The organism is Aldersonia sp. NBC_00410, assembly GCF_026342035.1.
In the GTDB taxonomy this organism is placed as follows: Bacteria; Actinomycetota; Actinomycetes; order Mycobacteriales; family Mycobacteriaceae; genus Aldersonia.
This window is the reverse complement of the sequence record NZ_JAPENM010000006.1, coordinates 148,515-163,454: the sequence shown is the minus strand read 5'-3', so window position 1 is coordinate 163,454 and position 14,940 is coordinate 148,515. Positions and strand designations below refer to the sequence as shown.

Genomic DNA, 14,940 nt, shown 5'->3' with positions numbered 1-14,940 from the left:
TTGCGTGACCTACCTCTCATCGATTCGCAGAACGGGAACACGTTCCGCGGATGCGGTGTTGGATACGTTCGTGACTACGACCGAACCCGATGTGACGATGTATTCGACCACCTGGTGTGGCTACTGCCGTCGGCTGAAGACCCAGCTCACCGAAGCGGGGATCAGCTACGCGGAGGTCGATATCGAGCTGGATCCGGCCTCGGCCGATTTCGTCGGCAGCGTGAACGGTGGCAACCATGTGGTGCCGACGCTAAAGTTCGCCGACGGCAGCACCGCGACCAACCCGAGCCTGGCGACGGTCAAGAAGATCCTCTCGGGCATCTAGTCCCGAAACGCCTGTAGACCTCGGCACGACCCTCCGGGTAACCCCCGGAGGGTTCAATCGTGTGCAGCCCAGGACGAGACGATACCTCGGGCGATCGAAATCGAACCCGGCAACAGCAGCCTGCTGTCCGCGTTCGACGTCCAGTCGCCGAGTTCGAGCGCCGCGCGTACCTCGGCGCGGGTGAACCAGTGCGCCTCGCCGATCTCCCCGTCCGAGAACGCCAACGGCTGCGCGGGATCCGCCTTGGCGGCGAACCCGATCATCACCGAGCGCGGGAACGGCCACGGCTGACTCCCCAGGTAGCGGATGTCGGTGACGTCGACCCCGACTTCTTCGCGCATCTCCCTGGCCACGCACGCCTCGAACGACTCGCCCGCTTCGACGAACCCGGCGAGGATCGAGAACATCCGCTCGGGCCACGAGTGCTGACGAGCGAGCAGCACCCGGTCGCCGCCGTCGTGCACCAGGCAGATCACCGCGGGATCCGTGCGCGGGAACTCCTCGTGGCCGAGTGTCGCGCTGATTCGCGACCAGCCGCCGTTGGCCGCGGTACTGGTACCCCCGTCCAGCGAGCTGTGCGCGGCCGAGTCGTGCCAATTCAGCAAGGCGATCGCTGTGGTGAGGATGCCGGCGCTGGTGTCGTCGAGCTGGGCGCCGACGATCCGCAGATCGTGCAGCTTGCCATCGGGTTCGGGCTCGAGCTCGGGCACCCGCACGGCCCAGATGTGCCGGTTCCCGTCGACGCCGAGGAAGACGGCATTGCCCGGGGGTTCGGCGGCGAACTCGATCGCGTCGTCGAAATCCAGATCGGCACCGGCTACCCGGACCTGCCCGCGCCGATTGACGCGCAACAGCTTCGCCGTGGGCCAGCCCTCTTTCAGCACTTCCGGATTGCCGCGCAATTCCGCGGCCCGGTCGAGAGTCGAGCGGGACAGACGGGGCATCTCGATGAGCTCGAAGTCCGACACGACTCCGACCCTAGCGTCCGGCTCGCGGCCGGATGTATCAGCCGGCGACGCGCTTGATGTAGAGCAACATGTCGCCCTGCTCGACCGCGTCCACGGTGGCCTCGCCCACCCGGACCAACTCGCCGTCGCGCACTACGCCGAGCACGATGTCGCGCAGGTGGCGCGGCGAACCGCCGACCTCCTCCGGTTCCACTTCGCGTTCGGCGATCGCGAATCCGGCTTCGGGGGTGAGCAGGTCCTCGACCATTTCGACGACACTCGGTGTGCTCGTCGCGATGCCGAGGAGCCGTCCGGCGGTCTCCGACGACACGACCACCGAATCGGCACCCGATTGCCGGGCCAAATGTGTGTTGTCGCTTTCCCGAATGGCGACCACGATCTTCGCCTTCGGCGCGATCTCGCGCGCGGTCAGCGTCACCAGCACTGCGGTGTCGTCGCGGTTGGTTGCCACGATGATCGCCGACGCATGTTGGGCACCGGTCAGCCGCAGCACATCCGAGCGGGTCGCCGAACCAGCGACCGTGACCAGGCCCGCGCTCGACGCGGATTCCAGTACCGCCGGGTCGGTGTCGACGACGACGATGTCGCCGGGGGAGATGCCGTCGCCGAGCATGGCTTCGATCGCCTTGCGGCCCTTGGTGCCGTAGCCGACGACCACGGTGTGATTGCGCACGGTGCGCCTCCATCGCTGAATTTTGAATGCCTGCCGGGACCGCTCTGTGAGCACAGCTAGCGTCGTGCCGACCAGCAGGACGAGGAAGAAGATCCGTAGCGGGGTGATGATGAGGATGTTGATCAACCGGGCGCCCGGGGTGATTGGTGTGATGTCGCCGTAGCCGGTGGTCGAGAGTGAGACCGTCGCGTAGTAGAAGGCGTCCAGGAAGGAGAGTTCGTTTCCCTGAGCGTCCCGGTACCCGCCGCGGTCGATGTACACAATGGTCGCGGCGATCAACAGCAGGGACAGCGCCAGGCCCATTCGCTTGGCGATCGCCCGGGCTGGGGACGTCTCGATTTCCGGAATACGCAGAATTCCGACGAGTGCGAAGACGGGCCGCTCGGTGAGTCGGTCGAAGTCGCGGAACCGCGCGAGCCTACCGCTCATCGCGCGTCTCGCGGCTCGTCGCGGCCATCACATTCGCAGACATCGGCAGGAGCCTAGTCGGCTCGTGTCCCGAAGGCAGCACAGGTGCAGACATTCAGTGATAACGAATCCGTCGGGTCGCCGACCTCGACGGATGCCGTGCCGGGCGCCGAAGTGGCACAGTGAACCCATGACAAGTCAACTGCCGGTCGAGCGCGCCGGCGCCGCGGCCAATCGCGGCGCGATCCGGATGGCCACGGCGCTGTTCGGCATGGGCGTGCTGCATTTCGTGGCACCGAAGCCATTCGATTCGATCGTGCCGCCGGCGCTTCCCGGCTCCGCACGGACCTACACCTATGCCTCGGGTGTGGCGGAGATCGCGGTGGCCGGCGCACTCGCCGCACCCAAGACCCGCAAGGTCGGCGCCCTCGCCGCAGTCGCACTATTCGTCTCGGTCTTCCCGGCCAATGTGCAGATGGCGGTGGACCGGACGCGCAACCCGAACACGAACAAGTTCGTGAAGGCGGCGGTGATTGCCCGCCTGCCGCTGCAGATCCCGATGATCGCCGCCGCGCTCTCGGTGCACCGCAACGCGCGCTGACGGCCTGCCGGCTACTGCTGCTGCACCGCCGCGTCGATCAAGGCGATCAGCCCGTCCTCATCGGCGAGGTCGGCCGGCGCGATCGTGCGATTGCTGCGCACGTAATGGAAGGCCGCCCCCACCTGGGCCAGCACGGTGGCTTCCGGCTCGCCGGTGCGGCTAGCCACCAGTCGGGCCCAGGCCAGGCGATACACCGCCAACTGGACTGCGACGGTGGACTCTTCGGCCGCGCTCGGCTCGGCGCCGGTCTTCCAGTCCAGGACCGTCCAGCCGCCGTCCGACTCGGCGAACACGGCGTCCATCCGCCCTCGCACGACGGTGTCACCGATGGTGGTCTCGAACGGCACCTCCACCTCGACGGGACTGCGGTTGGCCCACTTCGATTCCAGAAACGCATTCTGCAACCGGGACAGGTCCGCATCCGAACTCGCTCCGGTATCGGCGGCACCGGGCAATTCGTCGAGATCGAGCAGCCGGGTCGCGCCGAACCGCCGTTCGACCCAGGCATGGAACGCGGTGCCACGGCGCGCGAACGGGTTCGGCGGATACGGCAGCGGCCGCCGCAACCGGTCGGCGAGCTTTCCGGCCCGCAACTCCACCAATTGCGACACCGAAAGTTGCTGCGGCAGGACCACTTCGGAGCGAACGTCGGAGGTATTGGCGCGTTCGGCGAGCAGGGCGTCGACGTCCGCCGCCCAGTTGTCGGGATCGTCGGAGACGGGATCGTCTGTGGGCCCTGCGTTCGGGGATTCCGGGTCGGTGGTCGGGAGATCGTCGAGCGCGGCACGTACCGCCGCGGCACCTGAGAGCAATGCAGTCCGACGAGTGCCCACCGGATCGCGCGGCCACTGAGCCGAAACCGGGTGCTCGGTAAATGGATTGAGTGTTCCCGGCTCCGGTGCCGGATCCCACCGCAGCACAGTTCCCACCCGGGCAGGGCCCCCACGGGCACCGGACTCGGCCCACTCGTCGGCCTCGGCGATCGCGGCAGCTAGATCGAGCAGGAACTCCGAGGGGCCTTTCGGTTCCGCCCCGGTCTCGCCCCAGTGGTGTCCGGAAACATACAGCGCCCGCTCGGTTCTCGTCAGCGCGACATAGAACAGCCGACGATCCTCGTCGTGGCGACGCCTCGCCAGCGCCTCCTTGTGCTGCTTGATCGCCTGCTCGAGCCCGGCCCGATCGCCGATCCCGTCGAGGTCGAGCACCGGTACGCCGTCGGTGCGCTCCCCCTCGCGAACCCGGTCACCGCGCAACGAGGGCGGCAGTTCACCGAGCGCGCCCAACCAGGTGCCCGAGGCGACACCGGAGGGGAACACTCCGCGCACGACGTGCGGCACGGCCACCACCTCCCACTCCAGACCCTTCGCCGAGTGCACGGTCAGCACCTGCACCCGGTCCGCCGCGACCTCGACTTCGCCCGGTTCCAAACCGTTTTCGATGGATTCGGCCGCATCGAAGAACGCGAGCAGGCCGGTCACCGTCGCGGCTGGATCGGTCGCATACCCGGCAACGACGTCGGCGAACGCATCGAGATGCTCGCGGCCGGCACCACCGGAGGTGCGGCGGGCCTGCGCTTCGATACCGATCCCGATCGTGCGTTCCACGTCGGCGACGAGTTCGGTCAGCGGCTGCGCGATGCGCTCGCGCAGCGCGGCGAGTTCCTTGCCGAGCGCGCGGATCCGGGTGTGGCCTGCCGCGGAATACTGCTGCGCCGGACCGGGATCGGCGATTGCATCAGCGAGCCCGGCCTGCTCCGTGTGATCGGCCGGGACGGCGGCGGTCAGCGCGGCACGCAATTCGGCAGCGTCGTGGATCTCCGCGCTCGCTGGAGGTTGCCGGATCGATAGCTCACGCGCACGGCGCGACAGTGCGGCGATGTCGGTGATGCCGAGCTGCCACCGTGCGCCGGTGAGCACGCGCATGGCGGCACTACCCGCGGTGGGATCGGCGATCAAACGCAGCATCGCCACCACGTCGGCGACTTCGGGAGTGCCGAGCAACCCGCCGAGGCCGACGATCTCGACCGGGATCCCCTTGGCCCGTATTGCTTCCGCGATCGGCGCGCTGTCGGAGTTACGCCGCACCAGCACCGCCGCCGTGGGCGGGCCCTGCTCGCGGGCGGCCGCGGCCGCGTACTCCTCGGCGATCCGTTCCGCGATCCATTCACGCTCGTCGGCGACGGTGTCGGTGAGCGCGAGCGCCACCGTGCCGGGACCGGCATCCGGTTTGGGTCGCAACGCCGCGACTTGCACTGCGCCGGAACGCAACGGTTCGGCGACGCGGTTGGCCAGCACCAGGGCCTCGGCCGGATTGCGCCAGCTCGTCATCAGGGGCAGCGTGTGTGCCGGTTTGCCCGGCGCACAAGGGAAATCGGTCGCGAATCGTGGCAGGTTCGCCGCGGAGGCGCCCCGCCAGCCGTAGATCGACTGCATCGGATCGCCCACCGCGGTGACCGACAGCCGCTTGTCCACCGCACCACCGAACAGCGCGGATAGCAGCACCCGCTGGGCGTGGCCGGTGTCCTGGTACTCGTCGAGCAACACGAGCCGGAACCGCTGGCGCTGGGCCGCACCGACATCCGGGTGTTCGTCCGCGAGCCGGGCCGCCAGCGACATCTGGCTGCCGTAGTCGAGCAGCCCGCGGGCGCGCAACTCCGTCGCGAGGCGGGTGACCATGGGCAGCAGCGAGACCCGTTCCTTCTGGGCATCGACGATATCGAGCAGCACCCTGGTCGGCGCACCGCGCTTACCCGGTCCGGGCGGCAACGTGTGCACCAGCTTGTCCAATTCGGTGTACGCCTCGCGCAGGTCGGCGGGTTCGACGAGATGCTCGGCCAGCTGGCCGGACAGCGCCAGCACCGCCTCGGTGATCGTGGCCGGAGTGCGCTCGGTGTCCAGCTCACCGTCCCAGGCCGCGACCAGCCGATGTGTGAACTGCCACAACTGGGTCTCGGACAGCAACGTGGCCGCCGGTTCGATCGGCAACAGCAGACCGTGCTCGCCGAGCAGCCGGCCGGCATAGGAGTGGTAGGTGCTGATCTCAGGATCCGACGCGGTGATCACCTCACGCAGCCGACCGCTCGGGTCGAGTTCCGTCACCAGCGGCGAACCCGCGAGGCGGGACAGTCGGGCGCGGATCCGGACCCCCAACTGTTGCGCGGCCTTGCGGGTGAAGGTCAGGCCGAGGACCTGATCCGGCTCGACGAAGCCATTGGCGACCATCCACACCACGCGTGCCGCCATCGTCTCGGTCTTTCCGGCACCGGCACCGGCGACCACCAGCGTCGGCCCGGGCGGAGCGGCGATCACCGCCTGTTGTTCCGGGGTCGGCTCCGGTTGACCGAGCGCCCGTGCGAGTTCGACGGGCCCGACCTTCGGTTGTGCTCTACTCATCCGTTCGTCACCTGCCTGCCGGAATCCTTTGCCGGACAACTCGTCTGCACCGGGCAGTGCCGGCAGCCGTCGTTCACCACCGCGAGGTACTGCGGTCCTTGCGTGGCCGCGGCCGCCGCGTGGATCAGGCCGCGCCACCGGTCGATGTCTTCGGCATCGAGCGGCGGCTGAAGCCGTTGCGTTGCACCCTCTTTCGCGTTCGATTTCGCAACGTAGACCAGTCTGCCGCCGCCGGGTTCGGCCGCCTCGCCGCCGGACACCCCCCCGGCTGCCGCGGCAACCTGGTAGGTGGCCAATTGCGGGTGCTCGCGTGCGGCCTGCTTGCTGATCGGGGTCTTGCCGGTCTTCATGTCCACCACCACGACCCGGCCGTCGGGGTCGCGCTCGAGCCGGTCGATCCGCCCCGCGATGCGGACCGCGGGCTCGTCCTGGGTGCGCGCGGGCAGCAGGCAGTCGACCACCACCTCGACTCCTTCCAGAGTCAGCTCGAGCCGGGACGCGCGCAGCCACGCGGTGAACGTTTCCAACATGCCCTCGGCGCGGTGCAACTCCTGTCGCGCGTGCCAGTCCGAGCCGAGATCGACGGCCTGCCAGGCCACCTCGAGTGCCCGGCGAATCGCGGCTTCGGGCACGCCGCCGGCCACGGCCTGGACGAGGGTGTGCACCACGTTCCCCTTGATCGCGTGCACGTTCGCCCCGTCGTCGCCGCCGTGCCGCTGCAGCGCCCAGCGCAGCGGGCAGGTGGACAGCTGCTCCACCACCGAAGGCGACACCCGCACCGGCTCGCCACCCTGCTCCCACATCGGGCGCGCCGAACTCGTCTCGACGGTCGCGTACCACTCGTCCGGGTGCGCGCCGCGTACCCCTGCCGCGGCCAGCCGAGCGAGTTGACGAGCGGCCCGCTGGTGCCGCGGTCGATCGTGTTCTGCGATCAGCGGATCACACACGACGGCGCGCAATTCGGCGACGAGCGCAGGCAACGCCAGCACCCGCACGTCACCGCCGCGCCGCTCGTACATTGGCCCGGCCTCGAATTCCGCACTGTCCGCGACGAGTTCGTCGATGAAGCGCGACGGGGTCAGATCCCGGTCACCGGCTGCGGATTCGACTGCCGTGACGAGCAGCGAACGACGCGCGCGACTACAGGCCACCAGCAGCAAGCGACGTTCCTCGGCGAGCAGCGGGGCGGTGCGCGACAGCCGTTCGCCGTCGGCGCCGGTACCTGCGGCGAGGTCGACGAGATCCTCGGTGCCGAGCAACGTCCCGCGGGCCCGCAGCCCCGGCCACAGCCCTTCCTGCACACCTGCCACGGCGACCACGGCCCACTCCCGCCCGGCCGCGGCGTGCGCGGACAGCAATGCGACCGCCTCGGGCTCGGCGGCGTCGCGACCGGATCCGCCCGGGATCTGTTGGCGCTCCATGTAGTCCACGAAGCCCTCGATACCTGCGCGCGGCAGCCGGTCGACGTAGGCGGCGGCGGCGTCGAACAGGCCCACGACACTGTCGAGATCGCGGTCGGCCTGTGCACCGAGCGTGCCGCCGCGCGCGCACGCCGCCGTCCAGCCACGCTCGAGCCCGGAGGACTGCCACGCCGCCCACAACACGTCCTCGACACCCTTGCCGGTGCGCTGCACCGTCCGCGCCCTGGCGAGCACCTTCAGCACCCGGCGCAACGGGGCCACCTCGACGTCGGTCAGGCCGGCGAGCAGTTCATCGGCCTGCTCGTCGGGTACCGCCGCCAGCAGACGACGCAGGAGCTCACCGGATTCCTCGTCGCGGCCGGCCGCGGTTGCGCCGCGACGTATCCCGCGTCGCAGCCGGCGTAGCGCCACCGGATCGGCGCCGCCAACCGGACCGGACAGGAGCGCGAGCGCGTCGTCGACGGTGAACTCCGCCGTCGTGTCGGCGGTGATCGCGCGCAGCACCTGCAGCAGCCAGGCCGCACCGCGCTGCCGGGCCAGCGGAGTCTCGGAAACCGGAATGTTCGTCGGTACGCCCGCGGCGGCGAGCGCACGCCGCAGCGGCGCAAGTGAGAGCGGCACCGACCGCATCACGACCGCCATGTCCGACCACGGGACACCGTCGTAGAGGTGCGCGCGGCGCAGATGATCCGCGATCAGCGCCGCTTCCTTGGCCACCGTCGCGGCGACCTCCACCCGCACCAGCCCCGGCTCGGCGTCCGGCGGCGCCGCGGCCCCGCGATGTGGCGGCAGCCCCGGTAGCCGGCCCGCGAGCCGCGCCGTGATCGAGGCGATCCGCTGCGCGGCACGAAAGTTGCTGGTCAACAGCACCCGTCGCGCCGGATCGGCATCGGATAGGCCGGTCAGAAACGCCGAGTCGGCACCGCGAAAATTGAACACCGCCTGATCGGGATCCCCCGCGACGACGGTGGCCGCCGTGCCGGTACCGACGAGACGGACCAGGTGCGCCGCCTGTGGATCCAGATGCTGCGCGTCGTCGACGAGCAGGTAGCGGATCCGTTGACGTTCCCGCGCGAGCAGTTCACGGTCCGCGGCGAACGCGCTCAGCGCGGCACCGACGAGTTCGGCGGCGTCCAGGGCGGGGGCGCTCGCCTCGGGCGCCTCCACCCCCACCGCGAACCGCAGCAGCGTCGACTGTTCGAGCCGGATCGCGAATTTGCCCGCCGCCACCCATTCGGGCCGGTGGCGTTTGCGACCGAGTTTCACCAGATCCTCCGGCCCGAGGCCGCGTTCGCTCGCGCGCAACAGCAGCTCCCGCAGCTCGGTCGCGAATCCGCCCAGTGCGAGCGCCGGCCGCAACCGCTCCGGCCACATCTGTCCACCGTCATCGATGTCCCCGAGCAGCATCTCCCGGATGACCGCGTCCTGCTCGGCGCCGGTCATCAACCGGGGCGGCGGATTGCCATGCGCGGCGGCCTGCAGCCGCAGGACCGCGAAGGCGTAGGAATGCACGGTCCGCACCAGCGGCTCCCTGGTGGCGTTGCGCACACCCGCACCGTCGCGGCCGAGCAGGCCGGAGGTGATGGCGGCACGCGCCGCATCGGCCGCCGAACGCGAGTGCGTGAGCAGCAACACCGATTCCGGGTCCGCCCCGGTGGCGATCCGGTCCACCACGAAGTCGGTGAGCAGCGCCGACTTGCCCGTGCCCGGCCCGCCGAGCACCTGCCAGGGCGACGCGCCGGCGGCGTCGGGGGTGGCGTCGAACAGCCGACGAGCGTCCCCCGTCCACTCCCTGGTCACGCCCGTTGGCGCCGGACGACGCACGAGCCGCGTCGGGTGCGCGTCACGGCGGGGGCTCGTCATGGTCGCAATTGCAGCAGACGCCACCGACAGGAACACTCGACCCCGTGCCCGACCTTCATCTGCACCGCTTCGGCCCCGCCGACGGACCCACGATCCTCGCCCTGCACGGACTCACCGGACACGGCAGGCGATGGGAATCGCTTGCCGTCGAGCAGCTGCCGGAGGCCAGGATTCTCGCGCCCGACCTGCGCGGGCACGGCCGCTCGCCGTCCGCGCCGCCGTGGAGCTTCGAGGCGCATGTCGCGGATCTGCGCGCGCTGCTCGCCACCGAATCCGCCGCCCCTGCGCTGGTTGTCGGCCATTCGTTCGGTGGCGCCGTCGCGCTGCACCTGGCGCATCACCACCCCGACCTGGTGCGCGGCCTGGTGCTGCTCGATCCGGCAATCGCGCTCGACCCGTTCGATCTGCTCGACGTTGCATACGCGACTCTCGACTCGCCGGATTACACCGATGCCGAAGAGGCGAAGGCGGAGAAGGTGCACGGCGCGTGGGCGGACGTGCCCGAATCGATGATCGACGCGGAGCTTGCCGAGCATCTGGTCCCGACCTCGAACGGCCGGGTCGGCTGGCGGATGAGCCTGCCCGCGATCACCGCGTTCTGGGGCGAGCTCGCCCGCGACTTTGTGCTGCCGCCGGCAGCGATGCGCACCGTGTTGGTCCAGGCGATGCGGGTGCAGCCGCCCTATGTCACGGCGAAACTCCGCTCGGCGCTGCAGTCCCACCTCGGTGCAGCGCTCGAGGTTCACGAACTCGACTGCAACCACATGGTTTCGCAGGCGCAGCCGGCCGAAGTCGCGCGCCTGATTCGCCGACTGCTGTAGCGATGGCCACGACCGCGGAGCAGGTGGAGCGGGTGCGCGAGCTGGTGGCCGCGATCCCACCCGGCCGGGTCGCGACTTATGGCGATATCGCCTCGGCCGCAGGGCTTTCCAGTGCCCGCACGGTTGGATGGATCATGCGTATCGACGCCGCGGATCTACCCTGGCATCGGGTGATCGGCGCGTCGGGACGGCCCGCCGCCCATCTCGCGTCGCGCCAACTCACACTGCTCGCGGCCGAGGGCGCGCCGATCGTGGACGGGCGGGTTCGGTTGGCGCAGGCGCGCTGGCAGTACTGATTCGCTCGGGCCGGGCGTATGCAACGATGACATCCATGCGTGCCGAGGCGATCGTGCTGGCCGGCGGCCGGGCGAGTCGGATGGGCGGGGTCGACAAACCGGCGATCGTCGTAGCCGGACGCAGCATGCTCGACACCGCGCTGGCCGCGGTCGATTGGTGTGAGCGGATCGCGGTGGTCGGCCCGCAGCGCAACGATCTGCCCGAGTCCATCGTGCAAACCCAGGAGCACCCGCCCGGGTCGGGACCGGTCGCGGGGATCGTCGCCGGGCTGGCGGCGCTGCCGGGCACCGACGGCTGCGTCGTGGTACTGGCGGCGGACCTGCCGATCCTGCGCGCTGACACCGTGCGCGAGCTGGCCCGCCAGTGCGCGGAATCGCACCGCCCCGCATTCGCGGTCGACGTAGACGGTCGCGTGCAGTATCTCGTCGGCGTATGGCCGCACGACGTGTTGGCACACCGGCTGGCCGAGCTCGGCGCGCCCGCGAACCGCCGGATGGGCGACATCGTCCCCGCCGAGGTCCGGACGGTCAGGTTCGACGACATCGTCGACTGCGACACCCCCGACGACGTCGCCGCCGTAAACTCGACCGCGCAGATCGACGCTGCGGCGGCGCCACTCTCGCTGGTCGAAGCACGACAACGGTTGCGGGAGGGACTGTCTCGCATCCCGGCGCGATCGACCGAGCCGCAGGACGCACTGGATGCGACCCTCGTGGAGCCATTGATCGCCGCGGAAGCACTACCCCGCGTGGATATTTCGGCAATGGACGGCTACGCGGTCGCGGGCTCGGGGCCATGGCGGTTGCGTACCGATGTCGGGTACGCCGGCGGCGCACGACCGGACGGACTGCGCCCCGGCGAAGCGGTCCGAATCGCGACTGGCGCGCATCTACCCGAGGGCGCCACCGCGGTCCTGCGCGACGAATTCGCCGCTATCTCGGGCGATCGGCTCGATCGTGGACCGGAGGCCACGGAACGCGACGATATTCGTCGCCGCGGTGAGGATTGGACGGTCGGTGAACGTCTCGCCGAACCCGGCACCCCGATCGGTCCGGCGCTGGTCTCGGTGGCCGCGAGCGCGGAAGTCCACACCCTCGACGTGCGTGGACCTGTGCGGGCACACGTGGTGGTGACCGGCGACGAGATACGCCGCGACGGGCCATTGCACGACGGTCAGACCCGCGACTCGATCGGCCCCGTCCTGCCGATATTCCTGGCGCACAACGGCATACGGTCCGACCAGAGCACCCATCTGCGCGACACCGCGACCGGGTTCGACGACCTCTTCGGCGCGGTGGGCGACATCGATTTGCTGATCGTGGTCGGCGCGACCGGCGGCGGCGCGGCCGATCAGTTACGCGGCGCTCTGCAGCGCGCGCGTGCTCGAATGATCGTGCCGCGCTTGGCCTGCCGCCCGGGTGGATCCACCCTGGTGGCGGAGTTGCCCGGCGGTGTACCGGTGCTCGGACTGCCCGGAAATCCGTACGCGGCGCTGGCCGCCCTGTCCGTGCTCGCCCCCGCGATCGTGGAGGGACTCACGGCGCGCCGGCCACGGCCCCGCGCACTGGTGACACTGCACAACGCCGGCGCCGGTTCGGGCCCGGCGACGCGACTGGCTCCCGTCTTCGCCACGGCGGACGGCTGGGCGGCAACCCCGAGCGTGCGGACCGCGCATCTGGGTGGGCTCGTCGGCGCGGACGGGCTGGTGGTCGTGCCGCCGAATGCGCAGGACGGCGACGAGGTGGAGTTCGTGCGGCTGCCGAGCTGACCCGCGGCTCAGCGCACCGCCACGCGGTCGAGTTCGGACACCCCGGCTCGGTAGCGCTGCACCAGCAACTCGACCACGCCCGGGTGTTCACCGATCGGCTCGGTCACACCATCGGCGCCCGCGGTATGCAGACGTTGCTGAAACAGCCCGTGCACCAATAGATACGAGGCCACGAATACCCGTCGGTGCCCGTCGGAGCGCAGTTGCGCAACGACATCGGCGACGCGGGGTTGCCCGGTCGCGATGTATCCGATCCGTACCGCACCACCGGCCTGCTCGGCGAGCATCCCTGCCCCGCGACGCACGTCCGCGAGCGCGCGCGGGTCCGACGACCCGGCGGCGGCCAGCACAACGGCATCGCCCGGTCGCCACCCCGCGTCGCGCAGCCGAGCGTGCACGATCGAGGCCAGGGTGGGATCCGGGCCGAGCGCGCGCGTCACCGCGACCGCACGGTGCCCGCTCGCGGCCACCTCGCGCGGCACATCGGTGTGCACGTGGTAGCCCGACGCAAGGAATGCCGGCAGCACAACAGCCGGACCCTCCAGGTCGGCGAGTATCTCGGCCGGTGACGGGCCGAGGACGTCGACGAAGGCGACCCGCACGCGCGGCACAATTTCGCGCACCCGGTCGGCGAGCGCGGCAATCATGTCGACGCCGCGGGTGCTGCGCGTGCCGTGCGCCACCAGCACCAGAACCGGCGATTCGCTCATGTGCCCACCGCCGCCTCGACGTCGGCCGGGTCCATCGCCAGCCGGTAGCCACGCTTGACGACGGTTTGAATCACCTTGGGCGCGCCGAGCGCCGCCCGCAGCCGGGCGATACCGGTCTCCACGGCATGGCAGTCCTCGCCGCCGCCGGGCAGCGCCGCGAGCAGCGCAGGCCGGGACACGACGCGCCCAGGCTGGTGGGCGAGCGTGCGCATCAGCCCCATCGCCGCGGGCGGCAATTGCTTGACTTCACCGTCGACGACCACACAACCACCGCGCACGCTGAGCACATGGCCACCGGCGTGAATCCGGTTGGCGCGCCGGGGAAGTTCTTCGGCCACGTGCCGGGCCAGCGCGCCGAGACGGGCCCGCGCCGGCATCGTGGTCCGCACCCCAAGCTCTTCCAGCGGCGCGGCGGTGATCGGACCGACACAGGCGGGCAGCACACGATCGCTCAATGTGCGCACCAGTGGTTCGAGCAGGCCGGTCTCCTTGGCCCGCATCAACATCGACGCCACCGCAGGCGCGCTGGTGAACGTCACGCAGTCCAGTCCACCGGTCACGATCGACTCGATCATGCGGTCCATCGGGGCCTGGTCCGACGGCGGCGTCCACCGGTACACCGGCACCGGAATAACCTCGGCACCAGCAGATTTCAGTGCCTCGCAGAAATCCGGAATCGGCTCCCACTCGGTGGTGGCGCCGTGCAGCTGCACGGCGATCCGCATGCCGTCGACACCTTCGGCGAGCAGATGGTCGAGAACCTCGGCGGAGGACTCCGAGTCCGGCGACCATTCCTCGGACAACCCGGCGGCACGAATCGCGCCCTTGGCCTTGGGACCGCGGGCGAGCGTGCGGGCCTTGCCGAGCGCGTCGACGAGTTCATCGGCCAGTCCCCAGCCGTCCGCGGCTTCCATCCAGCCGCGGAAACCGATACCGGTGGTGCCGACCGCAATATCCGGTGGGTTCGCCGCAATCTCCCTGGTCACCCGTTCCAGTTCGGAATCGTCGGCGAGCGGAATGATCCGAATTGCGGGCGCGCGCAGCACGGTTGCCCCGCGGCGTTCGAGAAGCGTGGCGAACTCGTCGGCGCGGCGCGCCGCGGTGACACCGATGGCGAACCCGGTCAGTGGTTCGCCGTCCCTGCTGACGCTCTCGATCGTCGGCGTCACGCGCCGTCCACCCGAAACCCGATCGGACTGTGTGCCCCGAGCCCGACCCGGCTGTGCGTCCCGAGCCCGACCCGGCTGTGCGCCCCGAGCCCGACCCGGCTGTGCGCCCCGAGCCCGACCCGGCTGTGTACCTGAACCATGCCGGCCCACACCCGCACGTCGTACACGGGCAGCACCACCGCCTCGTCCTCGAGGCAGCGTCCATCCAGCAACGAGAACGGCTGCTTGAGCAGCGGTGACACCACGATCGGCACGCCGCCCCGGTCACCGACCAGCCCGCGCGACATGACCGCCGCCCGACCGAACGGATCGACATTCCCCACGGCGTGCAGCGAACCGTCGTCGAGCAGGAACAGTGCGACCTGCTCACGGTTCGGGAGCAGTACCGCCACGCCACGGCCGGGGATCAACTGGCTCAGTGGGCACGCCGACGTCCATTCGAGCCGACCGTCGTGCACGGTGTCGCGCCCGGTTGCGCGCCCGGCATGCGGCCTGGAATCGATAGCTGTCATTGGTGGTCCCTC

The 14,940-nt window shown here is 70.2% G+C and carries 11 protein-coding genes and 1 pseudogene; 5 read left to right on the top strand and 7 right to left on the bottom strand.

Going from position 1 to position 14,940, the window contains the following annotated elements; translation table 11 throughout:
- Positions 1 to 70: 70 nt before the first annotated feature.
- On the top strand, positions 71 to 325 hold the full coding sequence (locus OG921_RS15615) for a mycoredoxin (RefSeq protein WP_323182797.1): 255 nt from the start codon (positions 71 to 73) through the stop codon (positions 323 to 325).
- 53 nt (positions 326 to 378) lie between these two features.
- On the opposite strand, the gene nudC is transcribed toward OG921_RS15615, so the two are convergent.
- Entirely contained in the window at positions 379 to 1,293 is a 915-nt protein-coding gene (gene nudC / locus OG921_RS15610; RefSeq protein WP_266113386.1) for an NAD(+) diphosphatase, read from the bottom strand.
- Positions 1,294 to 1,330: 37 nt separating this feature from the next.
- Positions 1,331 to 2,395, bottom strand: a complete 1,065-nt coding sequence (locus tag OG921_RS15605; protein WP_266113385.1) for a TrkA family potassium uptake protein — start codon at positions 2,393 to 2,395, stop codon at positions 1,331 to 1,333.
- A gap of 169 nt (positions 2,396 to 2,564) precedes the next feature.
- Here OG921_RS15605 and OG921_RS15600 point away from each other — a divergent pair, with 169 nt between their 5' ends.
- Positions 2,565 to 2,975 (top strand): hypothetical protein, encoded by a 411-nt coding sequence (locus OG921_RS15600; RefSeq protein ID WP_266113384.1) that lies wholly within the window; start codon positions 2,565 to 2,567, stop codon positions 2,973 to 2,975.
- 11 nt (positions 2,976 to 2,986) lie between these two features.
- Here OG921_RS15600 and OG921_RS15595 read toward each other — a convergent pair whose 3' ends face one another.
- Both OG921_RS15595 and OG921_RS15590 read right to left on the bottom strand, forming a co-directional pair.
- Positions 2,987 to 6,367 carry an ATP-dependent DNA helicase gene (locus tag OG921_RS15595; protein WP_266113383.1) on the bottom strand — a complete coding sequence of 1,127 codons (3,381 nt, stop codon included), beginning with the start codon at positions 6,365 to 6,367 and terminating at the stop codon, positions 2,987 to 2,989.
- Positions 6,364 to 9,651 (bottom strand): ATP-dependent DNA helicase, encoded by a 3,288-nt coding sequence (locus OG921_RS15590; protein WP_266113382.1) that lies wholly within the window; start codon positions 9,649 to 9,651, stop codon positions 6,364 to 6,366. The genes OG921_RS15595 and OG921_RS15590 overlap by 4 nt, the downstream gene beginning before the upstream one ends.
- 44 nt (positions 9,652 to 9,695) lie before the next feature.
- Here OG921_RS15590 and OG921_RS15585 point away from each other — a divergent pair, with 44 nt between their 5' ends.
- From OG921_RS15585 to OG921_RS15575, 3 genes are read left to right on the top strand one after another with little or no spacing between them, the layout of a single operon-like run.
- Complete coding sequence (locus tag OG921_RS15585; RefSeq protein ID WP_266113381.1) at positions 9,696 to 10,472, top strand: alpha/beta fold hydrolase; 777 nt, start codon at positions 9,696 to 9,698, stop codon at positions 10,470 to 10,472.
- A 2-nt stretch (positions 10,473 to 10,474) separates the two neighbouring features.
- Complete coding sequence (locus OG921_RS15580; protein WP_266113380.1) at positions 10,475 to 10,768, top strand: MGMT family protein; 294 nt, start codon at positions 10,475 to 10,477, stop codon at positions 10,766 to 10,768.
- Positions 10,769 to 10,794: 26 nt separating this feature from the next.
- The gene (locus OG921_RS15575) at positions 10,795 to 12,537 is read left to right on the top strand and encodes an NTP transferase domain-containing protein (RefSeq protein ID WP_266113379.1); all 1,743 of its coding nucleotides are present in this window, start codon (positions 10,795 to 10,797) and stop codon (positions 12,535 to 12,537) included.
- An 8-nt stretch (positions 12,538 to 12,545) separates the two neighbouring features.
- Here OG921_RS15575 and OG921_RS15570 read toward each other — a convergent pair whose 3' ends face one another.
- From OG921_RS15570 to nirD, 3 genes and pseudogenes are all read right to left on the bottom strand, one after another.
- A complete protein-coding gene (locus OG921_RS15570) occupies positions 12,546 to 13,247 on the bottom strand; it encodes a sirohydrochlorin chelatase (protein ID WP_266113378.1) in 702 nt (233 codons plus the stop codon).
- Positions 13,244 to 14,416 (bottom strand): uroporphyrinogen-III synthase, encoded by a 1,173-nt coding sequence (locus OG921_RS15565; protein ID WP_266113377.1) that lies wholly within the window; start codon positions 14,414 to 14,416, stop codon positions 13,244 to 13,246. Before OG921_RS15565 ends, OG921_RS15570 begins: the two co-directional genes overlap by 4 nt.
- Positions 14,417 to 14,538: 122 nt before the next feature.
- A pseudogene (gene nirD, locus OG921_RS15560) lies at positions 14,539 to 14,928 on the bottom strand (nitrite reductase small subunit NirD); the annotation flags it as partial.
- Positions 14,929 to 14,940 lie beyond the last annotated feature (12 nt).